The 22,295-nt window shown below is 33.8% G+C and carries 22 protein-coding genes and 1 pseudogene; 17 read left to right on the top strand and 6 right to left on the bottom strand.

All coding sequences use genetic code 11. The features are described from left to right. Nucleotides 1-226: 226 nt before the first annotated feature. The 6 genes from AC3WJF_RS02840 (at nucleotide 227) to lacZ (ending at nucleotide 9,959) form a co-directional block, all read left to right on the top strand. A complete protein-coding gene (locus AC3WJF_RS02840) occupies nucleotides 227-1,780 on the top strand; it encodes a response regulator transcription factor (protein ID WP_492449587.1) in 1,554 nt (517 codons plus the stop codon). After that, complete coding sequence (locus AC3WJF_RS02845) at nucleotides 1,777-3,546, top strand: sensor histidine kinase (RefSeq protein WP_492449588.1); 1,770 nt, start codon at nucleotides 1,777-1,779, stop codon at nucleotides 3,544-3,546. The genes AC3WJF_RS02840 and AC3WJF_RS02845 overlap by 4 nt, the downstream gene beginning before the upstream one ends. Nucleotides 3,547-3,716: 170 nt before the next feature. Next, entirely contained in the window at nucleotides 3,717-5,003 is a 1,287-nt protein-coding gene (locus AC3WJF_RS02850) for an ABC transporter substrate-binding protein (RefSeq protein ID WP_492449589.1), read from the top strand. A 138-nt stretch (nucleotides 5,004-5,141) separates the two neighbouring features. Next, a complete protein-coding gene (locus AC3WJF_RS02855; protein ID WP_492449590.1) occupies nucleotides 5,142-6,068 on the top strand; it encodes a carbohydrate ABC transporter permease in 927 nt (308 codons plus the stop codon). Continuing rightward, the gene (locus AC3WJF_RS02860) at nucleotides 6,061-6,885 is read left to right on the top strand and encodes a carbohydrate ABC transporter permease (protein ID WP_492449591.1); all 825 of its coding nucleotides are present in this window, start codon (nucleotides 6,061-6,063) and stop codon (nucleotides 6,883-6,885) included. The genes AC3WJF_RS02855 and AC3WJF_RS02860 overlap by 8 nt, the downstream gene beginning before the upstream one ends. Before the next feature lie 26 nt (nucleotides 6,886-6,911). Further along, entirely contained in the window at nucleotides 6,912-9,959 is a 3,048-nt protein-coding gene (gene lacZ / locus AC3WJF_RS02865; RefSeq protein WP_492449592.1) for a beta-galactosidase, LacZ type, read from the top strand. A gap of 367 nt (nucleotides 9,960-10,326) precedes the next feature. Here lacZ and AC3WJF_RS02870 read toward each other — a convergent pair whose 3' ends face one another. Further along, on the bottom strand, nucleotides 10,327-10,758 hold the full coding sequence (locus tag AC3WJF_RS02870; RefSeq protein ID WP_492449593.1) for a terpene synthase: 432 nt from the start codon (nucleotides 10,756-10,758) through the stop codon (nucleotides 10,327-10,329). Between the two features lie 172 nt (nucleotides 10,759-10,930). After that, nucleotides 10,931-11,068 carry a hypothetical protein gene (locus AC3WJF_RS02875; RefSeq protein WP_492449594.1) on the bottom strand — a complete coding sequence of 46 codons (138 nt, stop codon included), beginning with the start codon at nucleotides 11,066-11,068 and terminating at the stop codon, nucleotides 10,931-10,933. 160 nt (nucleotides 11,069-11,228) lie between these two features. Between AC3WJF_RS02875 and AC3WJF_RS02880 the strand changes: the two genes are divergently transcribed. Both AC3WJF_RS02880 and AC3WJF_RS02885 read left to right on the top strand, forming a co-directional pair. Then, nucleotides 11,229-11,762, top strand: a complete 534-nt coding sequence (locus AC3WJF_RS02880; protein WP_492449595.1) for a GNAT family N-acetyltransferase — start codon at nucleotides 11,229-11,231, stop codon at nucleotides 11,760-11,762. 783 nt (nucleotides 11,763-12,545) lie between these two features. Beyond that, a complete protein-coding gene (locus AC3WJF_RS02885) occupies nucleotides 12,546-12,899 on the top strand; it encodes a hypothetical protein (protein ID WP_492449596.1) in 354 nt (117 codons plus the stop codon). Nucleotides 12,900-13,059: 160 nt separating this feature from the next. Here the strand turns inward: AC3WJF_RS02885 and AC3WJF_RS02890 are convergent, their stop codons facing one another. Both AC3WJF_RS02890 and AC3WJF_RS02895 read right to left on the bottom strand, forming a co-directional pair. Next, nucleotides 13,060-13,272, bottom strand: coding sequence for a hypothetical protein (locus AC3WJF_RS02890; RefSeq protein WP_492449597.1), 213 nt, complete (start codon nucleotides 13,270-13,272; stop codon nucleotides 13,060-13,062). 51 nt (nucleotides 13,273-13,323) lie between these two features. Continuing rightward, on the bottom strand, nucleotides 13,324-13,953 hold the full coding sequence (locus AC3WJF_RS02895; RefSeq protein ID WP_492449598.1) for a hypothetical protein: 630 nt from the start codon (nucleotides 13,951-13,953) through the stop codon (nucleotides 13,324-13,326). Nucleotides 13,954-14,273: 320 nt separating this feature from the next. On the opposite strand from AC3WJF_RS02895, the pseudogene AC3WJF_RS02900 reads away from it, so the two are divergent. Then, nucleotides 14,274-14,576 (top strand): annotated as a pseudogene (locus AC3WJF_RS02900) (phage tail tip lysozyme); the annotation flags it as partial. A gap of 85 nt (nucleotides 14,577-14,661) precedes the next feature. Further along, complete coding sequence (locus tag AC3WJF_RS02905) at nucleotides 14,662-15,441, top strand: Sir2 family NAD-dependent protein deacetylase (protein WP_492449599.1); 780 nt, start codon at nucleotides 14,662-14,664, stop codon at nucleotides 15,439-15,441. A gap of 342 nt (nucleotides 15,442-15,783) precedes the next feature. Here AC3WJF_RS02905 and AC3WJF_RS02910 read toward each other — a convergent pair whose 3' ends face one another. Further along, on the bottom strand, nucleotides 15,784-16,272 hold the full coding sequence (locus AC3WJF_RS02910) for a DUF4188 domain-containing protein (protein ID WP_492449600.1): 489 nt from the start codon (nucleotides 16,270-16,272) through the stop codon (nucleotides 15,784-15,786). Continuing rightward, the gene (locus AC3WJF_RS02915; RefSeq protein WP_492449601.1) at nucleotides 16,262-16,831 is read right to left on the bottom strand and encodes a PadR family transcriptional regulator; all 570 of its coding nucleotides are present in this window, start codon (nucleotides 16,829-16,831) and stop codon (nucleotides 16,262-16,264) included. The genes AC3WJF_RS02910 and AC3WJF_RS02915 overlap by 11 nt, the downstream gene beginning before the upstream one ends. 144 nt (nucleotides 16,832-16,975) lie before the next feature. On the opposite strand from AC3WJF_RS02915, the gene AC3WJF_RS02920 reads away from it, so the two are divergent. The 7 genes from AC3WJF_RS02920 to AC3WJF_RS02950 all read left to right on the top strand — a co-directional run bounded on the left by AC3WJF_RS02920 (nucleotide 16,976) and on the right by AC3WJF_RS02950 (nucleotide 21,480). Beyond that, nucleotides 16,976-17,182 (top strand): GTP cyclohydrolase I, encoded by a 207-nt coding sequence (locus tag AC3WJF_RS02920; protein ID WP_492449602.1) that lies wholly within the window; start codon nucleotides 16,976-16,978, stop codon nucleotides 17,180-17,182. 367 nt (nucleotides 17,183-17,549) lie between these two features. Then, nucleotides 17,550-17,939 carry a hypothetical protein gene (locus tag AC3WJF_RS02925; RefSeq protein WP_492449603.1) on the top strand — a complete coding sequence of 130 codons (390 nt, stop codon included), beginning with the start codon at nucleotides 17,550-17,552 and terminating at the stop codon, nucleotides 17,937-17,939. Nucleotides 17,940-17,998: 59 nt separating this feature from the next. After that, entirely contained in the window at nucleotides 17,999-18,967 is a 969-nt protein-coding gene (locus AC3WJF_RS02930) for a P1 family peptidase (RefSeq protein WP_492449604.1), read from the top strand. A 132-nt stretch (nucleotides 18,968-19,099) separates the two neighbouring features. Then, complete coding sequence (locus AC3WJF_RS02935; protein WP_492449605.1) at nucleotides 19,100-19,282, top strand: hypothetical protein; 183 nt, start codon at nucleotides 19,100-19,102, stop codon at nucleotides 19,280-19,282. Between the two features lie 400 nt (nucleotides 19,283-19,682). Then, nucleotides 19,683-20,456 carry an NAD-dependent protein deacylase gene (locus tag AC3WJF_RS02940; protein WP_492449606.1) on the top strand — a complete coding sequence of 258 codons (774 nt, stop codon included), beginning with the start codon at nucleotides 19,683-19,685 and terminating at the stop codon, nucleotides 20,454-20,456. A gap of 14 nt (nucleotides 20,457-20,470) precedes the next feature. After that, nucleotides 20,471-21,274, top strand: a complete 804-nt coding sequence (locus AC3WJF_RS02945) for a serine hydrolase (RefSeq protein ID WP_492449607.1) — start codon at nucleotides 20,471-20,473, stop codon at nucleotides 21,272-21,274. A gap of 56 nt (nucleotides 21,275-21,330) precedes the next feature. Further along, on the top strand, nucleotides 21,331-21,480 hold the full coding sequence (locus AC3WJF_RS02950) for a hypothetical protein (protein ID WP_492449608.1): 150 nt from the start codon (nucleotides 21,331-21,333) through the stop codon (nucleotides 21,478-21,480). Nucleotides 21,481-22,295: the final 815 nt, after the last annotated feature.

The raw sequence follows: 22,295 nt of genomic DNA on the forward strand, positions 1-22,295 counted from the left end.
GAAAACGTTAAAACCACCAAATTTCTCTTGGTGGTTTTTATTGTTGAACTATTTATTATTTATTTTGATGAACTGTTTCTCTCCAAAACACGAATAACATATACAAACACACGATACCGCATTAATTATTGAAATGATCATATTTTCAAATATATTTAATAATTTTTACTATTATGATATAAAAGTAAGTATATACCAAAATGATTGGAAAATGTGAGGGGAGTTTATGTCAACTCATAAATTATTTCGAACTCTAATTGTGGATGATGAATTGCTAATACGGCAAGGGATTAAGCATTATATCGATTGGGAAAAGGAGGGCTTCCAAATTGTTGGGGAAGCTTCGAATGGTCAAGAAGCACTTGAGCTAATCGAAAAAGTAGATCCGCATATCATAATAACCGATATTTTGATGCCTATTATGGATGGAGAGGAATTAACGAGATTAGTTAAAGAAAAATATCCTCATATTCAAATTATTATTCTTAGTAGTTTTAGTGAATATGATTATGTTCGATCAACATTTCAAAATGGTGTAGTCGATTATATATTAAAGCCAAAGCTGGATGCAGAAGGATTATTAAATGCAGTGAATACCGCTGCGAATCGAGTACCGCATTTTCAAAAAGCAGCAAAACAAGAAAATATGAAACTATCTTTTCAAAAAAAGTTGGAGCAGATGATTTCTGGATATGAGGTTTGCTTGGAACCAGAAGAAGTAGTTAAAGTGTTTCCAAACCAACTTTTTTATTTATTGGCTGTTGATGTGAAAGATTCTCCATCTATTAATATTGAATTAATTAATAAAGAAATCGATATTGTGCTCAATAAAAATTTTCACTTCGGTACCTATTATAGACTAAATAATGATCAATCTATCATTCTCATTCTTCTTAATACAGAGTCCGATAATAAACATAAAGTGATTGAGTTTACCGAAAGATTAGTGCAGTCAATGGGTAAAGCAAAATTTGCTATTAGTGAAGTATTTGAGGATATATTTCAAATTGGCGAAGTGAACAAATCACTATTAAAACTGCTTTATTATCATTTTTATTTAGATGAAATCTCGCTGTTAATGGAAAGAAGCTTACCTGATCCTCCAGAAGTTGATCCATTTAATCTGGAGTGGTTTACGCACGAACTTAAGCTCCGAAATTTTGAATCAGCTTTAGCATATTTATCATCGTATGCTTCCGATTTATCAAACTGCTATACAATGGGGATTTTTGAATATAAGTCATTTCTGGGAAACTGTATCTTTAACATTATTATTCTGCTTGGCAATATGGATTTGGATGTGAAGGAATTGGATATGGAGAAGTATACTTACTTTAAATCATTAGAGGAAGCATCTTCCGCGAAAGAAACCTTACAAATATTGAATGGTTTTATAGAAGAAGTGAAACTGTGCATTACAGAGGTTCAAAATCAACCGGAGTATTTTAATATGAAAATACTGATGGAATACATAAAAAATCACTACAATGAACCACTTTCATTAACAGAAGTGGCCAAGCAATTTCATTTTAGCCCATCCTATCTTTCCAGTTATTTTTCCGCTCATAACCATGAAGGATTTAATGAATATTTAAATCGAATTCGTATAGAGGAAGCATCTAAACAACTTATTTTAGGAGTGGCCAGCATATCGAAAATAAGTGCATTGGTCGGCTACTCTGATCATAGCTATTTTTGTAAGGTTTTTAAAAAAATTCAGGGCATGTCTCCTAGTCAATTCAAAAGAAAACAAACAACCAATAAAAGATGGAATATATGAGAATGATTCCTACAAGCCTTAAACAACGTGGATTATTTATTAATATGTTTTTCATAACCGTTGTGATTATTATTATAGTATCCATTACGATTGCTTGGACCACGGTCCGGATGGCGGAGAAATTTTTCTTTGGAAAATTTAGTATGATGAATGCAACAGTGATTAGTCAGGTTATCGACAGCTTCGAAACATTTAATTATTCTATTGTACAAGCATCCAACAACATTCTCGCAAGTGGCACGATTAAATCTGTGTTGAGCGAGAAACAATCGGATAAGCAAAAAATGACTTCATTTTATAATATTGGTCAACAAATGAAGCGCATACAATCAAATTTTGTCCCTTACGATATGGATATAGTGATAATGGGGATAAATGGGGTTAGCTTTTCTACTTATCAAAACTACTGGCCAATACCGGATCATGAACTCGAAAACAGTCCACTTCGCAGAAATACGTTGGAGCAACCTAAAAAGCTGATGTATCAATATAATCGTCTAGAAAGTGATGCATCAGAAATAAACAATAAACAGTATATTGTTGCCACAAGAGCGTTAATGGATCGGATTACGGGAAGAATTTATGGAACCATGTATTTTGCTATATCAGAAAATGAGATTAGGAAGTTTTATTCAAGCTATACAAGCCCAGGGAATAATGTCTATCTAGTGGACAAGTCTGGATACATTGTCTCCAGTAATCAGTCGAAGCTTATAGGAAATAATTCAAAAGATTTGTTAAACTATGCAGCAAAATTAAAGAACAACTCTCGTGATTATATTGTCGGAAAGTTTATGGGGAAAGATCAAGTCATATTAATGAATTATCTACCTTCCTTTGATATGTATATATTTAATATTATTGATAAAAAAACTGCATTTGGAGATTTAATCGATACGAAGGAAATTACCTTGATTTCAATAGGAATTGTCGTATTAGCTTTACTGATTGTATTCTTTGCATCTAGAAGATTAACAAATTCATTATCCATTTTAGTTAAACAAATAAGCAATGTCTCCAAAAACAATTTCGATCAATATGTAGCGGTAACGGGTACATATGAAACGAAGCAAATAGGAAATGCTTTTAATTCTATGCTGGATGAATTGCATGAATATGTGGAACAATTAATGATTTCTCAAAAGCAACAACGACACGCAGAGCTAGCAGCTTTGCAACAGCAAATTAACCCTCATTTTTTGTACAATACTTTAGCTTCCATCAAATTTTTGGTGCGACAGGGTGGAAAAGAAGATTCTGAAGCAATTATTAATGCTTTAATTTCGTTATTACAAAATACGATTGGGAATGTAAATGAAACCATCACCATTGATCAGGAATTGGACAACTTAAAAAACTATGTACTAATTAATCAAATGCGCTATGGTAACAGAATACAAGTAAACTATTTTGTAGGACCAGATTGTATGAACTTACAAATACCGAAACTCCTACTGCAACCATTTATTGAAAATTCCTTTTTCCATGGCTTTAATCGAAAGCAGGAAGGGCTTATTAGTGTTCTTATTTGGCGTGAAGGTGAAAATGTTAAATGTGAAGTGACGGATAATGGTGATGGAATGGATCAAACAGAAGATAAACTACCTAAAACAAAGCGTAAACAACAGTTATTCTCTGGAATAGGTGTTCGAAATGTTCATGAAAGAATTCAACTAATCTATGGAGAACCATATGGAGTCACGATTACTAGTCATCAAGGGACGGGTACGAAAGTCCTTATTACCATGCCAATACAACCATCATAAAAAAATACTAAAATCTAAAAATAGTTATAAATCATTTTGAAAGCGAATTCATTTGTATAAAATATTACCATTTTTCGCAAAAAATCATCCTAACGTTTTCCTTCATTACGATGTTAACATAATTATTACAAGTAGTTAGCGCTTACATTATTGATAATGGGGGAATCTTAATGAAAAAAGTACTGGCACTATTTTTTACATGTATGCTGTTATTGACCGCCTGTTCTTCTGGTTCAAGTGAAAAGTCATCTAGTGAGAGTAAGGATGTAAAAGAAATAACAGTATGGGCATGGGATCCAAACTTTAATATTAAAGCGATGGATATCGCAAAGGATGTTTATAAAAATGTGGATTCTAAGTTAAAGATTAAGGTTGTGGAGATGGCTCAAGACGATATAGTTCAAAAATTAAATACAACTTTAAGCTCTGGGACAACAAAAGGACTTCCGAATATTGTACTAATTGAAGATTATCGCTCACAAGGCTTTTTAAAATCTTATCCTGACATGTTTTATGATTTAACCGGAACCTATAAAGTGGATGATTTTGCTTCATATAAGGTCGCTGCTAATACTTTAAACGGTAAAAATTACGGCGTTCCATTCGATACAGGTGTAACTGGTCTATATGTACGAACAGATTATTTACAAAAAGCGGGATACTCTGTAAGTGACTTACAAAATATTGATTGGGACAAATACATTGAAATCGGTAAGAAAATTAAAGAAGCTACTGGAAAACAAATGCTGACACAGGATCCAAAAGATCTTGGTCTTATTCGCATGATGATTCAGTCAAGTGGTTCGTGGTATGTAAAGAGTGACGGACAATCACCAGATATTGCCGATAATGCTGCATTAAAAGAAGCCTTTCTAACTTATAAAAAAATCATTGATGCTGAGATTGTAAAGCCAACCTCTGATTGGAGCCAGTTCGTTGCGGGATTTAACAGTGGTGCGGTTGCAACCGTTCCTACTGGAAACTGGATTACACCATCTGTAAAAGCTCAAGCTTCTCAAGCAGGTAAATGGGCAGTAGTACCATTTCCAAAACTCGGTGGGATTTCAACATCTGTTAATGCATCAAATTTAGGTGGAAGCTCTTGGTATGTGCTTAATGTACCTGGAAAGGAAAAAGCAGCAGACTTCTTAGCGAAATCCTTTGGTTCAAATGTTGATTTCTATCAATCTCTAGTTAAGGAAATTGGAGCAATCGGTACTTATAAGCCTGCAGCTGATAGTGAAGCATATAAGTCATCGGATGATTTCTTTGGAGGACAAAAGATTATTTCTGATTTCGCAAAATGGACTGGGAATATCCCTCAAGTAAACTATGGTTTACACACTTACGAAATCGAAGATATCTTGGCTGCCTCTATGCAGGACTATTTAAAAGGAAAAGATCTTGATAAAGTACTTCAAGATGCACAAAAACAAGCTGAGGAACAAATTAAGTAAGGTAAATTAATAATCGATGAAATAGGCTATTTTCAAAATATGTTTTAGAGATTTAGCCTTGGAATCTGCTGGTTTCTCCATTAATGATGAAGAAAGGCTGCGGTTTCCAAGGCTTTTTGTATAGGGAGTTGAATATGTGTGATACCAGCTAAAGCTAATCAAAATTTATATTTAGAGAAAAAATCTAGCAGAAAGCTTAGGGTGAAAAAGTCCCTCGTTGGTTGGTCTTTTATTGCAATTGCAACGATATTAATCTGCTTATTTTATTTTTATCCGATGATTCAGGCACTGATCATGTCCTTCCATTCTGGAAATGGTATGAATCAGACATTTGTAGGCTTAGATAATTATATAAGATTAGTGAAAGATCCCGTGTTTCTTACGACCGTGAAGAATACAGTCCTTTATTTAATTATTCAAGTTCCTATAATGATTATTCTAGCTATGTTTTTATCTGTTTTATTAAATAATAAAAAATTGAGACTAAAAGGTGTATATCGTACAGCAATATTTTTACCTTGTGTGACTTCTCTTGTTGCTTATTCCGTTATTTTTAAATACTTATTCGGTCAGGATGGCATTATCAATTTATTCCTGTTAAAGTTATCACTTATTTCTGAACCTATACCATGGTTAACAGATCCTTTTTTAGCTAAGATTGCAATCATTATTGCTATTACGTGGAGATGGACGGGGTATAATATGATTTTCTTTTTATCCGCCCTTCAAAATGTAGATGAGTCAATTTATGAAGCAGCAAGAATGGACGGAGCCTCTTCCGTTCAACAGTTTTTTAAAATTACTGTCCCTATGTTAAAACCGATTATATTATTTACTTCGATAACATCTACGATTGGTACACTTCAGCTATTCGATGAAGTAATGAATATTACAAAGGGCGGACCGGCAAATGCGACGATGACCATTTCTCAATACATTTATAATCTATCATTCAAATATACTCCAGATTTTGGTTATGCAGCTACGGTTTCGTACTCTATCGTTATATTGATCATTTTCTTCTCGGTTATCCAGTTCAGAGTGGCAGGTGATAAAAATGAATAATTTAAAGCATATTTTTAACTATGTTGTTCTAACGATTGCTTCTATTATTTCTGTTTTTCCCTTTATTTGGATGATTGTTAGTGCTACGAACAAATCTGTAGACGTAACGACTGGCAGACTATTACCTGGAAGTCAATTTACACAAAATTTCCAACATCTTTTGGAAAGAGCGGACCTTGGAACCGCCTTATTAAACTCAGCCAAAATTTCTATTATCACAACTGTTCTTGCATTACTGATTGCCTCGTTTGCAGGATATGGGTTTGAAATTTATAAAAGTAAATCAAAAGATATCGTATTTAATATTTTGCTGCTATCTATGATGATCCCGTTTGCAGCATTAATGGTTCCTTTATTCAAGATGTTTGGTACCATCACACAATCAGTGCCATCGATTGGAATTGATACACATACGGCAGTTATTCTCCCAACGATTACGACTGCTTTTCTTATTTTCTTTTTTCGCCAAAGTACGAAGATGTTTCCTAAGGACATACTCGAGGCTGGAAGAATGGATGGTTTATCAGAGTTTGGAATTTTTTTAAGAATTTATATTCCAACCATGAAAACGAGTTATGCTGCAGCAGCAATAATTACATTCACGTCCTCTTGGAATAGTTATTTATGGCCATTGGTTATTTTACAATCTCCGGAGAATCAAACGATTCCATTGTTAATATCCAATCTTGGTTCAAGTTACGCACCTGATTATGGAATGATTATGACTGCAATCGTTATTGCTACCTTGCCAGCAGCGTTGATTTTCTTTATTATGCAAAAGCATTTTGTGGCAGGAATGATGGGTTCTGTGAAATAAAATTTTGATAGAAAAAGGTGATGAAGATGGTTACACGTCCAGATATTCATTGGCTTTCGGATTTAAATGTATATTCGGTTAATCGGCTTAAAGCACATTCAGACCATTTATACTACGAGACGATGAATGAAGCGAAAAATGGGAGTCCAATGTCAATGCGTTATGGATTAAATGGATATTGGAAATTTCATTATTCCGTAAATCCTGGAACTCGGCCAAAGAATTTTTTTCAATTAGATTTCAGCTGCTCTAATTGGGGAGATATTCAAGTACCAGGACATATTCAGCTGCAAGGTTATGGAAAACCTCAATATGTAAATACGATGTATCCTTGGGACGGAATTCACTCTATTCGTCCGCCGGAAGTACCAGAGGATGATAATCCGGTTGGAAGTTATGTGAGGTACTTCGAGTTACCGGATAATATGCGTGAAAAACCAGTTTCTATTTCTTTTCAAGGGGTGGAATCGGCATTTTTTGTTTGGCTAAATGGAGAATTTGTCGGTTATAGTGAGGACTCCTTTACACCAGCAGAATTTGAATTGACACCATATCTAAGAGATTCCGAAAATAAATTGGCCGTGGAGGTTTATCAAAGAAGTACAGGCAGCTGGTTGGAAGACCAAGATTTTTGGAGGTTCTCAGGGATTTTTCGTGATGTATATCTTTATACCATTCCTGAAATTCATGTCATGGATGTTAAGGTCGATACAGATTTGAATTCCACTTTTACAAAAGGAACAGTGAAACTAGGATTAACATTGTCAGCTACAGAAACTGTCAGTAAAATTGTCGCAGATTTATACGATACTAATGGAAGATTAGTAGCAACAACAGAAGAAGTTCAAGGTGCTAATGAAAAATGGTCACTCAACTGTACATTAGAATCACCAAAACTATGGAGTGCGGAATATCCTTATTTATATAAGCTATATATTCAAGTTTTTAATAAAGATGAAAGATTAATAGAGGTAGTACCACAAACGATAGGGTTCCGTAAATTTGAGTTAGTAGATAAAATAATGAAGCTAAATGGAAAACGGATTGTGTTTAAAGGTGTGAATCGGCATGAATTCAATTGTCGAAGAGGGCGTTCTATTACAAAAGAAAATATGTTATGGGATATCAAAACAATGAAGCAACATAATATTAACGCCGTTCGTACCTCTCATTATCCTAATCAAAGCTATTGGTACGATTTATGTGACCAATATGGAATTTATGTTATAGATGAAATGAACTTGGAAACGCATGGGTCTTGGCAAAAGATGGGGGCAATTGAGCCTTCATGGAACATACCTGGAAACAAACCAGAATGGCAAGATATTGTTTTGGACCGTGCAGTTTCTATGTACGAGAGGGATAAAAACCATCCTTCAATTTTGATATGGTCTTGTGGGAATGAGTCTTATGCTGGAGAGGTTATTTTAAATGTTTCTCGCTATTTTAAATCGGTAGATTCATCTCGTCTTGTCCATTATGAGGGAGTTTTTAATAACCGTGATTATGATGATACCAGTGATATGGAAAGCCGTATGTATGCAAAACCTGCGGATATTGATAAATATTTGAGTGATAATCCTAATAAACCATATATTAGCTGTGAATATATGCATGCAATGGGAAATTCCCTTGGCGGCATGAAAAAATATGTAGATCTGGAGCAAAAATACCCAATGTATCATGGCGGATTTATATGGGATTTTATTGACCAAGCGATTGTAAAAAAAGACCGCTATGGAAAAGAATTTCTAGCGTATGGCGGTGATTTTGATGATCGTCCTACAGATTATTGGTTTTGTACCAATGGTATAGTCTACTCTGACCGAAAGCTCTCACCTAAGATGCAAGAAGTAAAATATTTATATCAAAATCTGAAATTACTTCCTGATCAGAAGGGGGTAATGATAAGGAATGAAAACCTATTTTCGGATACCGCGGAATATGCACTGGAATATATTCTTTATAAAGAAGGAAAGGAATTGTTTCGAGATATTCTTCAAGTGAATATAGCACCTATGAGCGAGGGGAGGGCAGAATTTAAGTGGCTAGCTAATATTTTCAGTGAGGATGGTGAGTATTGCATTCATGCCTTATTTAAATTAAGGAAAGATAGCCTTTGGGCAGATGCAGGGTATGAAGTCGCATTTGGAGAGCATATTTTTAAGCGATTGGAAAATCAAAAACCACCTATTCCAACTGGAAACTTCAGAGTAGTCCATGGTGATGTTAACATCGGAATTCATGGAAAAGATTACTCTATTTTATTTTCAAAGCAGGTAGGAAGTCTTATTTCCTTAAACTATTTTGGAAAAGAGATGATTTCTACACCGATTGCTCCTTTATTTTGGAGAGCAACTACGGATAATGATAGAGGTTTTTCACAAGAATTTCATTCAGGGGTTTGGTATACTGCGAGTTTTGCACGTAAATGTGTAAACATCGAAGTTATGGAAGATCAGAGTTTTACTAGTATAGCGTTTACGTATGAATTTTCCATACATTCTAAATTAGAAGTTAAGATTATTTATACCATTTATCCGGATGGAAGTATGAATGTAAAATCAATATATCATGGAGCAGACGATCTCCCACAAATGCCTATATTTGCACTTACCTTTAAGGTACCAGCTGACTATCATTTGCTGGAATGGTATGCAAAAGGACCTGAGGAAAATTATTGCGACCGTTGTAATGGAGCAAAACTAGGAATATATAAAAATAATGTTTCAACCAATTTATCAGAATATGTCATGCCGCAGGAATCAGGAAATCGGACTGGTGTAAGACGGGTAAGCTTACAAAATAGTGATGGATTAGGAATTAAATTGTCAGCAGTTACGGAACCGTTGGAATGTAATTTTTCTCCTTATACAGCGTTCGAACTGGAAAATGCCATGCATCAATATGAATTACCAAATATTCACTATACAGTTGTAACGATTGGAATGCAAATGGGTGTTGGCGGAGATGATAGTTGGGGTGCTCCAGTTCATAATGAATACCTAATTCATTCGAATCAGAACTTTGAATTCGAATTTATGATTAAGCCGATAACAACTAGTTTAAATTGAAATGGGATAACAGCAACAGAATTATAAAGTGAAATATGGCAAACCCAACGGAAAATGGGCTTGCTAAATTAAGTCTCTAATATTATTCTTTCAACCAAAACTACAGGCGATTCAATTTTTGCTCCTAAGATTTATTAGGAGTATTTATTTTTCGAAGTATCCTTTAAAGTACAGATAACATACGCAGTTCATACGATACCGCTTAAAAAGTTATGTATTTTAATATTTTCATTAGGGGAGATGCTTCCTTGATCGAGTTCTTATAAGAAACATTGGCGGTTTCTCGTATCAAAAGTAAGGGGGATTAGCATCTATATATATTTCAAGATTAGTAAAGAAGGCTGTTCTTTTGTGCGATTAACATTTTTTAATCTTGGGATAAATAAATCCAATTTATTTCATCAAATTCTTCAATAATATAATTTGAACCTATATTTTGTAAAATCTTATTATAAGACTCTATATTATCATCATTACCATACAAATCTTCTTGAATATATTCCTTAATAATGAAATTCGTCAAATTTGTATTATTCACGAAATCCGAAAAGTACGTTCTCAAAGTAATTGAATCTTCTTTTGTTAAAGCTTCATCATTAATTAGTGAAATTCTAAAAACATTTAAAATCTTATTAATGTCTTCTTCGTCCATATAACATAAAGGTTCCATTTGTTTATCTTCTTCTGTAAAAGGATTTCTAGTATCCTCAATTACCACATAAGCAAGGATATTTCCGTTCTTAAATACATGAAAAATTTCTAAATCACGCAATTTTAAAATTCTATTAAGAGATATCATCGTTTCCTCCTACTAAATATTAATTTGGGATGCAATAATAATTTTGCTACAGTTAAACCTACCGAAACTGTTATTAATGTTAAATATACTATAGGCTTAATATTATTTCTGTCCAAGACATTTTATTTACTTTTTCCGTTTTTTTCTATGATTTTGTTTTTCTAATCCCTTCTTAAAATCTGCCGTCTTTTTTACATTTTTTTTGAACAGATTTTGGAACACCAGCTGAAACCAAAGTTTTTTTATAACTTTTCCCTTCAGTTACTCTTTCAGATCCTTTAATTTTTTCCTTCTCTACATGTACATTCAAATCAGTATTCACACCATAAATACGAGGTCCTTCAACACGGTATTTTCAACAAGGAGAACCTGATACATTTCTTGTTCTCTAGAACGAATTAAAGGGATTAATTGGATACTTGTAGAAATAAGGGGTAGAAGTTATTAATTTACCATTGTAGGAGAACTTTATGAAAATAAATGTACATTTAACAGATAAAAGTAAAGCACATATAATCAAAAACTTATACCCATTGTATCTATATGATTTATCAGGGCACCATGGTAATCTTCCTAATATACATGGTATTTACGAAGATAGTGATGATTTTAAAACATTGGGGGACCAGTATGAGGTTCAAAATATTTGGTGGGAAAAGCCTGAAGTGCTATTTCCATTCTTAATTTCCGTAGAAGATAGGCCGGCAGGGTTTATTTTAATAGCAACACCGCCGCATTGTAATAAAGGTATTGATTATTTTGTAAATGAATTCTTTTTACTTCAATCACTAAGAGCTCAGGGCATAGCTGAAAATGCAGCGAATAAAGTGTTTGAACAATTTAAAGGTAACTGGGAATTATTTACGAACCCATCAGAAAAAAATATTATTGGTCAAAAATTTTGGAGGAAGACAATTTCTAATTATTCGAATGGGAATTACGTAGAAGAATATGCGGAAACATTTGATGGATATAAACTCGTTTTCCGATTTACAAATAAATAATTAATTAGTAATTATTTTTGTGTGTTTTGCTAAAAAACACGATAATAAAGGAAAATTTTACAAAAACCTTGGTTTTAAGATACCATTTACTGCTGAATTTGTGGTGTAAGCAACACATTACGAATTAACATTAGATGGCTTTACTTTAGGAATAGCGTCCAAGTAATCTACAAGAGAGACTTACAAGGGCTAACTACTGATTTGTATTGAGATGATAAAAAGACCTCGGTTGCATAACCGAGGTCTTTGTTAGCTAACAAAAGCCAAAAAAACTATGATTGGTCTACTAATTGGATACAAAACACTTAAAAACATCGACAAAATTGACAATTGACAGAATAGCTTTTTTTTATCAATAAACAATGTTAATGTAGCTGAAATAATGGACATCACAAAACTTATACCAATGAGTACTTTATAAAACAAAACTATATTATCATCGATATGTAATTCTACACTTAAATGAACATAGGCCACCATGAAATGTTCTATAAAATCTCTATATTTCAATGAATTATAAATGGCCATGCATAGTGGAGCTACAAAAGTAAAAAGACTTAAAGAAAAGGAAACACAAAATATTATACGATATAATTTTAAATTTATCTTCATTTTCCAATTCCCTCCTTATTACTAATCTCTATTTTCCTTCTAAGAAAAACTTTAGCACAATAAAAATCGAAAAATAGGAAAACATTTAATTTACATTTCCTCTTTAAAAGATATAAGGGCTATGTAGTAAAAATTCAATACCACATAGGTGAATTTCAAGGAGGAATATAAATGGCAACTACAAAAACAACTTTTACTTACAATCCAGGAGGTTTAGGAAACGTAACATGTTATTTGCATACATCCTATGACTATCTCAATGTATACGCTACTGTGGAATTTGGTGATTATCTTGCTTTCTATATTTACAGCTACTGCAAATTAACACTACAAAGAACAGTTGGAGAAACATGGCAGAATGTTGAAACTGTTAAAGGCTACTGTGAATCTGGTAAAAACCTCAATGTAACCTTTAGTAATATTGCTAAAAAAGGAGAAGGAATGAGAGTGATTTTAGATATTTATGTCGATAGTAAATATACTGATTTTATCAAAACTGTTGGTTCAAATGTGTGGATTCGTTAAATATTGACATACATAATAGTATACAGATCAACAAAAACCTTGGTTCTTTAACCCAGGTTTTTGTGTTTTGATGAGTAAAAAGTACTTTAACCTTGCAACAGGGGAAACATAGGGTTTTACCATTATTGGAATTGCTTAGGAAAACTACTTAGGCGTAATACTACCATGAATTATAGAAATATGTAGGATTTCTTACCCCTTTTCGAAGTTTAGGATAGAGAAGCATGGTAAAACAATTTCCCAAATCCGGATTGTACCGTTCATATGCTCTCCAAAGTTCAATTTCTATTATTAGTTTAAAATCTTCTTCTTCTACTTTACTATGTACAAACTTGCTATTTGCGATTTTCCTTACTTTTATTAATAACGGCATAAATTTTAAATCCGCGCAAAAAAAAGCCACAATATTACCGCAACTTTAATTTTAATTGAAAAAGTGTTTAATATACTGTTGTTCGTCTGCCTTGCTTCTTTGAACTATTGTAGTTGGATAATCAGTACCTGAATCGCTATATCCCTTGGGTTTATTAAAGTCATTTCTAATAACCTTAAAATCCTTTACAATGCCATCAAAATTACCATTAATCCAACGTGTTAAAATTTTATCATAAGTATAGTCCCCTGATTTTTCATCCTTAGTAGTTTTTATGGAGTCTACTTTCTCTTGTAGATAAGCTAAGTTCACCTTATTCATCTGGATACGATCTACAGTACCCTCAACTATCCCAGTGATTTTATAATCATCTTTTGCTTCGCCCAATTTAATCTTTTGTAGTGAAATACAAATCATTTTTTTAAAAAAATCTTCTTCATTGTTTACTTTTCCAACTTCTTTTTCGGCTATCTTACGTTCTTTATCACTGAGTACATAGCTTGTTGGAATATTTCCGCTTTCAGAGTTTTGTGTTTTCTCTTTTTTGGAAGTTTTATTAGAATGTTCTTGTTTTGATTCAGTATTTTTGCTTGCACTTGTCTCCTTGCAACTAGATAATAGTACACTGTCAAGAACAACCATGAAGATCACAACAATCCCAGATAGAAACTTTGTTTTCATAGCATACACTCCTTGTTATAATTCATGAATTTCTACTAAATAAAGTTTAACATACTATTTATTCCCATTTCTATAAAATCGAAAAGTATAAAAATATCAATTTACACTTTTAATCTACCGGTATAAGGGATATCAATCTAAATAGAGGGGGCTACTTTATGTAAAGTTCAAATATAACTTTTACTTAGGGATATATTCATCAGATTTTTTAAATCATTATAGGCTTTTAAAAAAAATCAAAAAGGAGATTGGAAGAGATGGTATTCAATAGTAAACAAATTTCTAATGCTATGTATATCTATAATTAATTTGTTAGTCGTGGATGGACACCACAGGCTGTGTGTGGCATGCTGGGTAATATCCAGACAGAATCACTGTTATACGCTGATATATGGGAAGGTGGCGTTGGTCCTGGGTATGATCTGGTTCAATGGACGCCTGCAAGAAAGCTTATTGACTGGTGTTCGGCTAAAGGGCTAGACTATAAAAACATCGGTTCACAATGTACACATATCGAATATGAAATGGAGAATGGCATTCAGTTTTATCTTTCATATTCCTATTCAATGACGGCAAAAGAGTTTATCAAGAGTACTCAATCTGCAAGGATCTTAGCCATTTGAGAGTTACCTTGGATATTTATCATGATAGTAGATACTCACATAAAATTAAAATTTTCTACAGAAATCAATAGATTCGTTCGAAGAAATGATCGAGCTACAACCTCGTCCTTTTTCTAATCATAAAAATGGGGTTCTAAATAATCAGACCTTCCACAATGCGTGCAACACTCCGTTGAAATTTGAAACAGAGTCACAAAATTCACATCTCGCTTTACCATATTTAATGTCATCGATTACTTTATCAACGTACTCATCCATGATTCTTATTGTTCTTTTGGTAACCCCTGAAATAGGCTTAACATTAAATTCATGCTTAAATAACATTTCTGTATCAACTTCAACTTCTAAGTGGGAACAGGAAGGAAAAATTTCCACGATAATTACCCAGAACATTGATGGACTTCATCAAAAAGCTGGAAGTAAAAATGTCATTAAATTTCATGGGACGATGAAGACTGGTTCATGCTTGAATTGTGGGAAAAGTTATTGCACAGATGAGATACTTTCTCGCATGGAAACGATGGAAGATTTTTATGTGTGCCACAACTGTACTACAAACAAGACGGTGGAGCGATACATTAAACCGGATGTTGTTTTATTTGGGGATACTGGTAATTGGTTTTCGACGGAAGGGATAAATACTATTATCCAATACATGAATGAAGCAGATTTTGTATTGGTGTTAGGAACAAGTTTGCTTGTTACACCTTTCTCGATCTTTCCACAGTACAGAATAAAAGGCTGTCCAATGTACATTATTAATAAAGGTGAAACACCATATGATTCTAGTCCGGATACATTTGTTATACATGAATCAATAGGACAGACCTTAACAGAAATTGATAAAGAGATGAATAAGTATTAAAAAGTATTCGATTGTACCTTCCTATAAATTGGAGATGAATAGAATGGATAACGGGATTCCACCAGAGTTTTCGGGTAAAGTATGAGTTCAAAGAAATGATCTTACTGGTCCAGATGACGAAAAAAAAGCATTGTATCCAAGAAATCCAAAAAATGTATCTATAAATGTAGTAGTAAGAAAAAAGAATATGTAATCTTAAAGTTTGGCCAAACTGTTATATTGAAGTCATTTTCAACTTTTTTGCCTGGCATGATAGTTATCAAAAAAACAGTTTATGACTGAATAAAATAATCATTGGAGATTTCAATCTATGTATAAATATGATAAACCCCATTGAATAAATCAATGGGGTATCTTATTTTGAGCTGATAGTCGTTTTTTCGCTGAATTTAGTTCAGGTGTAATAAGTTTATTTCCAAAACCACGTGCAAGTCCGAACAGTGGCATATTCCCATAAATGCACTCGTAGTTTTCCTTTGGAACGATATATGTTTCATGATAAATTCCTACAGCATCATTATTTCCTATTTTTTGATTGAAATTTTTCCAAGCTGTTAAATGATTTTGTCCTTTCGCATATGCCATTAATTCTTCTGAGGATCTCCAATATTGCACCATTAATGTAGTACGCAATCCAAAAAATGATTCCATAGATATAAATCCAAGATCCTTATTTTCATAGAGTTCACGAATCATTGGACCCATCGCTTTAGCCACAGGTAGCCATTTATTGAAAGCCCTATATTTATTTATTCTCATACCAATGATAAATACCACGATATCTTCTTTTTGTTCAGTCGTATACCGACCCGGAAAGATATTACTCTTCATTCTTCTCCCCCTGTTCATTATTTAATTTTTTCATTGTGATTTCACACCATTCTATAGCTGCTTGTTTAGTTCGTTTGCCGTAATCTAATGTCATTAGCCAAAATTTTGCACTTGATTGATCTAATAATCGGTTACTTAACATTTGTTCAATGGATTCATAGGTGTTGTACTGTTCTCGGAGAATTTGTAAGTATTGTGCAATTTGTTGATATGTAGTGGATTCACTTTGTTGGTCTCCGAAAAATAGTTTCAGTAGAAGCTCATTTTTTTCAATTGGAATTTCTTTCAACGGTATTTCGAGCCATTCTTGAAGGGCGTGTTTACCTTTTAGTGTGATATCATATTCCTTTTTATCGGGTTTTCCTTCTTGTGAGGTCTGTGTTACGGTTGCCAGACCTTCGTCTACTAATTGTTTTAATGTAGGATAAATTTGCCCATAGCTCACCTTCCAAAAATGATTTAAACTACCGTCAATCATTTGTTTAATCGAATAACCTGAACGGCAACCAGTAGTAAGGATTCCGAGGATGGCATACTTTGTATGATTTATTGTTGTCATTTTTTTCACCTGTATCAAATTGATATATATCTTTAAGATATATAATAACACAAAAATCGGAAAATTCAAAAGAGAATTTATTCATTATGAGATATTGTTGTATAAACGGCAATTAAATATTAAAAAAACGATGATTAATCAAGAATGACGACAAATGAAGTTGCTGCCTATTTATATAAACAACTGTATGCAAAAGGGGTATTTGTTATTATTAAAACGGAGCATTACTGTATGAAAGTTCGTGGGGTAAAAAAACATTATTCTTCTACTATAACAGCTGCAATGATCTGGCAAAAAGGAAACTGCCAACATCAAATCTGTTATGAACAATGTGGCTTAGAAAGCTTCTGAAGTTGTAGAAGCAGTACAAGATGTTACTGAGAAAGTTATCCTATGTCTGATGCTAAACCTAATAACCACATTATCCATGAAAAAAAAATCTATTAGAACAGTAATATTACCTGATTGGTTCGATAGCTATGAAAAAAAAGGGAAGAGAAAAGGAAAGCTGAAGAACGTATAGATGTAGTAAGGTTAAAAGAGATTCAAGAAAATTGTGGTTGTCGGCCAATGTCTGCTGCTACTAACATCTTTTAAACGTATTCAATCTTTAACAGATAGTTAAGCTGGATTGAATTATGACAGATTTTTGCTATACTATTTTTGAAAATATCACTAAGAATCATTAGTAGTACTTTTTTCGAAAGGAAATCGCTTTATGGTTAATGATAAAAGCATCATAGTAACGGGAGTCATTGAAGAAAAAGAAGAAAAAGGTTCTGCAGTGTTGAAAATAAATGATACTCCCATCGCAAAGGTATTTGCAGCGCTAAATGATCAATTTATTTGTTTGAATATTTTTGTCCACCAGTCCGAAGGTAGGGAAATAATCCGAAATTTTGAAGGTCATGCGGAAGTATATTACTTTGAAGGAAAGCAAATATATTTTAGTGGAACAAAGTATGTAAATGATTTTTTTATTGATGATGAGGATGTCATTGAAACGCTAGAAGAATTCATTAATAGGCATGTAACTATAACCATTAATAAATTGGAATCAAATATGAAAATAAAGGAAAAAACACTTCCTCCATCGTATTTAGTATGATGCAGGAAGTGTTTTTTGTTTAGGTATGATGAAAATAACTAATAAAAAGAGTGATTGAGATGATAAGTGGTCAAATCATTGATGTACCTGGAGTTAAAGTTGGTAATATGCAGAATATGGACGCATTAACGGGCTGTACGGTTATTTTAACAGAAGAGGGTGCAACCGGTGGTGTGGATGTTCGAGGTTCTGCACCAGGTACAAGGGAAACGGATTTATTAAATCCAATCAATTTAGTGGATAAGGTTCATGGCATTGTTTTGAGCGGAGGAAGTGCTTTCGGTTTAGACGCAGCTTCCGGTGTCATGCAATATTTAGAAGAAGAAAATATTGGACATGACACTGGTGTAGCAAAGGTTCCAATTGTGCCAGCTGCTATTCTATTTGATCTGGCAAATGGAAATCCGAAGATTAGGCCAGATAAAAAGATGGGATATGAAGCTGTAAAAATTGCTAGTAGTCAGCCATTCCAAACAGGAAATTTCGGAGCGGGCTGCGGTGCAACTGTTGGAAAGTTCCTTGGTTTCGATCATTGCATGAAGGGAGGACTAGGAACAGCTTCGATTCGTTTAAACGAAGAAATCGTGATTGGTGCAATTGTCGCTGTGAATTCATTAGGTGAAATCCGCGATCCTTCCACAGGAAAATTTTTAGCAGGTGCCTATAATCGCGAGAATAATCAAGTTGTCAATTTTATAGATTTTCTTCAACAAAATAAAGAAATTATGATAAAAGCAGGTACGAATACAACTTTAGGTGTAATTGCTGTAAATGCAGCACTAACGAAGTCTGATGCGACAAAGATTTCACAAATGGCCCAGGATGGATACGCAAGGACCATTTATCCAGCACACACGATGCATGATGGGGATACAATTTTCACTTTAGCTACAGGTAGCAAAAAGGTTTCGATTGATTTGCTAGGGCCAATGGCGGCAAAAGTAATGGAGCAAGCAATATTAAACGCTATTTATAGTGCTGAAAGTATTGCTGGAATACCGGCATATCGAGAAATTTTTCGAGCTTAGGACAAAAACCCTCCCGATGAATAATTGTGTACAAAAAGAAAATTCTTTATGTACATTTTGTGAAGTATTTGTTACAATTTAGTAAACGATTACATATGAAAATATTATTTGGAAATAAAGGGAGGGGTTTAAATGGTTAAAGCTATGATCGGTTTTTACATTATTGCCATAATTTATTCGGTGTTTGGTGCAACATTTAGTGTAGTAACTGGACATATTGAACTCGTTACTCTTCACTTATTTGTTGGTTTAATCAGTGCTGGACTGCTGGCACTTGTTAATATGGAAAGAAAGAAGTTAAAAAGTACAAATTAGCATAAAAAAAGGAATGTGGATTCGTTCCTTTTTTTAATGTCTGAAGATAATAATTGCATATGAAAGAAGCGGCCACATCACATACGATATGGTCTTTTATTATATTTTAACCCTTTAAAAAAATTGGAGGACTCCAGTTCCGTTATATGTGACAAATTAAGTTTTTTCCATATGTTTGTGGACAGAGGATCCGTTATTCGATATAAAAGCAGTGATTTTCAAACATTTTTTCCTAAATAGGGTATTCTGTGTCCGCTTAGACCATAAATTAGCATCATTTGATTAAAATAACGGTATCTCAGTCCACTTATGACATTTCGCAGTATTTATATCGTTTGGAACTACTTTGCAAAAGTCATATTTTTGAAAGAATATGAAAATATTAGGAGTGGTTAACTTCATGAATTCTACCATACTAGATACATGTACAAAGCTGATTCACGATGCGAAAAGAGTGGTTGTTCTAACCGGAGCGGGGATAAGTACTGAATCTGGAATCAAGGATTTTCGTTCTAGAACCGGTATATACTCTTTGGCCCCGGAGCACATTCTTTCTCTTGAGTATTTTTATGAACATCCTAAAGAATTTTACCAATTTGCAATAGAAAATCTTTATCATCCGAATGCTCTTCCTAATAAAGGCCATGAAATTCTTGCTAAGTGGGAACAAGAAGGAAAGATTACCACAATTATTACGCAAAATATTGATGGTCTTCACCAAAAAGCAGGGAACAAAAATGTTATTGAATTTCATGGGACGATGAAGAATGCTACATGTTTAAACTGTGGGAAAAAGTATACCACAGAGGAAATGGTACGTCGTTTAGAAATAATGGATGATTTTTTTGTATGTGATCACTGTGATACGAAAAATAGTAAGGATAGATACATTAAACCGGATGTTGTTTTATTTGGGGATACAGGTAAATGGTTTTCAATGAAAGGGATAAATACAATAATTCAACACATGGATGAAGCAGATTTTGTTTTAGTGTTGGGAACGAGTCTCCTTGTTGCACCTTTTTCCATGTTTCCACAGTATAAAAGCCAAGGTGTCCCACTATGCATTATCAATAAAGGAGAAACACCATATGACTACGGGGAGGATACATACGTTATTCATGAGTCTATTGGACAGACAATGAAAGAATTAGATAATAGATTATTTTATTAAGGGGGTGTGGAGAGATGGAGAACTTGGTAAAAGAAATCCAGGAACTTATTAAGAACACAGGTGGAACTTGGGGAATTTATTTAGAGGATTTGGACAAGAATGAAACATGGTCCTGGAATGAAGATGAAGTGTTCTTTGCAGCTAGCGTTATTAAGGTACCAATTATGGCTGCAGTCTTTTCTGCTTTTGATCAAGGTCTGTTCAAGTTGAGTGATACGATTGTCTTAAAAAGGGAAGATCTGGTTGGGGGTTCCGGTGTTCTTCAACACATGACACTTGGAATTAGTCTTACAATCTATGATTATCTCACTCTCATGATAATTCAGAGTGATAATACCGCAACCAATGTCTTAATTGATCTTGTAGGGGTTGAAAAAATTCAAGAGATCATGGATGAAATAGGTATGAAGAATAGCTGTTTTTACAACAAGCTTATGACAGTTCCTGTCAAAACGCAGGGTAGGAATATGATAACCGCATCAGATATAGGAACACTTCTTAAAAAACTAACAACTGGATCCATTATCTCCTATTATGCTTGCGAACAAATGATCAATATAATGAAAAAACAGCAGTTTCGCGATTGTTTGCCAGACAGATTACCAGATACCGATTACAACATTATTGGGATAACTCCGGAATGGGAAATAGCGAACAAAACCGGCTGGGTAACGGGAATTCGCCATGATATAGGTGTTTTATATGTCGGTAGGCGAACTATGAATGTTGTGGTACTTTCAAAAGATGTTGAGGATAAAATCGCAAAACAAACAATGGCGCAAATCGGAGAATACATTTTCGAATATTTAAAGGGTTGATGGTTGAGTATAAAAAGTGTCCGTATGAACCATCCTATTCATTGGAGGTGAATAGAATGGGAAAGGAAATTCCTCCCGAGTTTTCAAGCGAGGTATTAGATCAAAGAAATGATCTTACAGGACCTGATGACGCAAACAAAGCATCTTATCCAAAAATACCTAAAAATGTTTCCATACAAGGATCAAAAGACAAAAAAGGAAAGTAATTATTTTTTATATTGATAAGTGAGGTCAGACTGCCATCTCGGCAGTCTTTTTCTGCTTAATGGGTAATATAGTAAGATCATAGCGTTTACCGTAGTTACATCGTTGATCAATCAAAGTTTTTCATTTGGAAGCAGTAAAAGGGCACATCGTCAGGGAAAGAATCCCACCATGTCCTTTAGTATCAATCAAAAGGACACTTTGCTTGGAAATGGCTAGCAACTTGTCCTTTAAAACCAGTCAAAAGGACACTTTGCTTGAAAATAGATCCCCACTTGTCCTTTAAAACCAGTCAAAAGGACACTTTGCTTGAAAATGGAACCCAACTTGTCCTTTAAAACCAGTCAAAAGGACACTTTGCTTGAAAATAGATCCCCACTTGTCCGTTAGAATCAATCAAAAGGACACTTTACTCGGGATTGGATCCCAACATGTCCTTTAGAACCAATCAAAAGGACACTTTACTCGGGATTGGATCCCCACTTGTCCTTTAAAACCAGTCAAAAGGACACTTTGCTTGAAAATGGAACCCAACTTGTCCTTTAGAACCAATCAAAAGGACACTTTGCTTGGAAATGGCTAGCAACTTGTCCTTTAAAACCAGTCAAAAGAACACTTTGCTTGGAATTGGATCCCCACTTGTCCTTTTGAACCAATCAAAAGGACACTTTGCTTGGAATTGGATCTCAACTTGCCTTTAGAACCAATTAAAAGGACACTTTGCTTGGAAATGGATCCCCACTTGTCCTTTAGAACCAATCAAAAGGACACTTTGCTTGGAAATGGCTAGCAACTTGTCCTTTAAAACCAGTCAAAA

The organism is Heyndrickxia sp. FW510-T9 (genome assembly GCF_058781025.1).

What these genes read in the sequence shown, in the direction of transcription:
- AC3WJF_RS02840 (WP_492449587.1), top strand. Translation starts at nt 227, where the DNA reads ATGTCAACTCATAAATTATTTCGAACTCTAATTGTGGATGATGAATTG.
- AC3WJF_RS02845 (WP_492449588.1), top strand. Translation starts at nt 1,777, where the DNA reads ATGAGAATGATTCCTACAAGCCTTAAACAACGTGGATTATTTATTAAT.
- AC3WJF_RS02850 (WP_492449589.1), top strand. Translation starts at nt 3,717, where the DNA reads ATGAAAAAAGTACTGGCACTATTTTTTACATGTATGCTGTTATTGACC.
- AC3WJF_RS02860 (WP_492449591.1), top strand. Translation starts at nt 6,061, where the DNA reads ATGAATAATTTAAAGCATATTTTTAACTATGTTGTTCTAACGATTGCT.
- lacZ (WP_492449592.1), top strand. Translation starts at nt 6,912, where the DNA reads ATGGTTACACGTCCAGATATTCATTGGCTTTCGGATTTAAATGTATAT.
- AC3WJF_RS02870 (WP_492449593.1), bottom strand. Translation starts at nt 10,758, where the DNA reads ATGATATCTCTTAATAGAATTTTAAAATTGCGTGATTTAGAAATTTTT.
- AC3WJF_RS02880 (WP_492449595.1), top strand. Translation starts at nt 11,229, where the DNA reads ATGAAAATAAATGTACATTTAACAGATAAAAGTAAAGCACATATAATC.
- AC3WJF_RS02885 (WP_492449596.1), top strand. Translation starts at nt 12,546, where the DNA reads ATGGCAACTACAAAAACAACTTTTACTTACAATCCAGGAGGTTTAGGA.
- AC3WJF_RS02890 (WP_492449597.1), bottom strand. Translation starts at nt 13,272, where the DNA reads ATGCCGTTATTAATAAAAGTAAGGAAAATCGCAAATAGCAAGTTTGTA.
- AC3WJF_RS02895 (WP_492449598.1), bottom strand. Translation starts at nt 13,953, where the DNA reads ATGAAAACAAAGTTTCTATCTGGGATTGTTGTGATCTTCATGGTTGTT.
- AC3WJF_RS02905 (WP_492449599.1), top strand. Translation starts at nt 14,662, where the DNA reads ATGATCGAGCTACAACCTCGTCCTTTTTCTAATCATAAAAATGGGGTT.
- AC3WJF_RS02910 (WP_492449600.1), bottom strand. Translation starts at nt 16,272, where the DNA reads ATGAAGAGTAATATCTTTCCGGGTCGGTATACGACTGAACAAAAAGAA.
- AC3WJF_RS02915 (WP_492449601.1), bottom strand. Translation starts at nt 16,831, where the DNA reads ATGACAACAATAAATCATACAAAGTATGCCATCCTCGGAATCCTTACT.
- AC3WJF_RS02920 (WP_492449602.1), top strand. Translation starts at nt 16,976, where the DNA reads ATGACGACAAATGAAGTTGCTGCCTATTTATATAAACAACTGTATGCA.
- AC3WJF_RS02925 (WP_492449603.1), top strand. Translation starts at nt 17,550, where the DNA reads ATGGTTAATGATAAAAGCATCATAGTAACGGGAGTCATTGAAGAAAAA.
- AC3WJF_RS02930 (WP_492449604.1), top strand. Translation starts at nt 17,999, where the DNA reads ATGATAAGTGGTCAAATCATTGATGTACCTGGAGTTAAAGTTGGTAAT.
- AC3WJF_RS02935 (WP_492449605.1), top strand. Translation starts at nt 19,100, where the DNA reads ATGGTTAAAGCTATGATCGGTTTTTACATTATTGCCATAATTTATTCG.
- AC3WJF_RS02940 (WP_492449606.1), top strand. Translation starts at nt 19,683, where the DNA reads ATGAATTCTACCATACTAGATACATGTACAAAGCTGATTCACGATGCG.
- AC3WJF_RS02945 (WP_492449607.1), top strand. Translation starts at nt 20,471, where the DNA reads ATGGAGAACTTGGTAAAAGAAATCCAGGAACTTATTAAGAACACAGGT.
- AC3WJF_RS02950 (WP_492449608.1), top strand. Translation starts at nt 21,331, where the DNA reads ATGGGAAAGGAAATTCCTCCCGAGTTTTCAAGCGAGGTATTAGATCAA.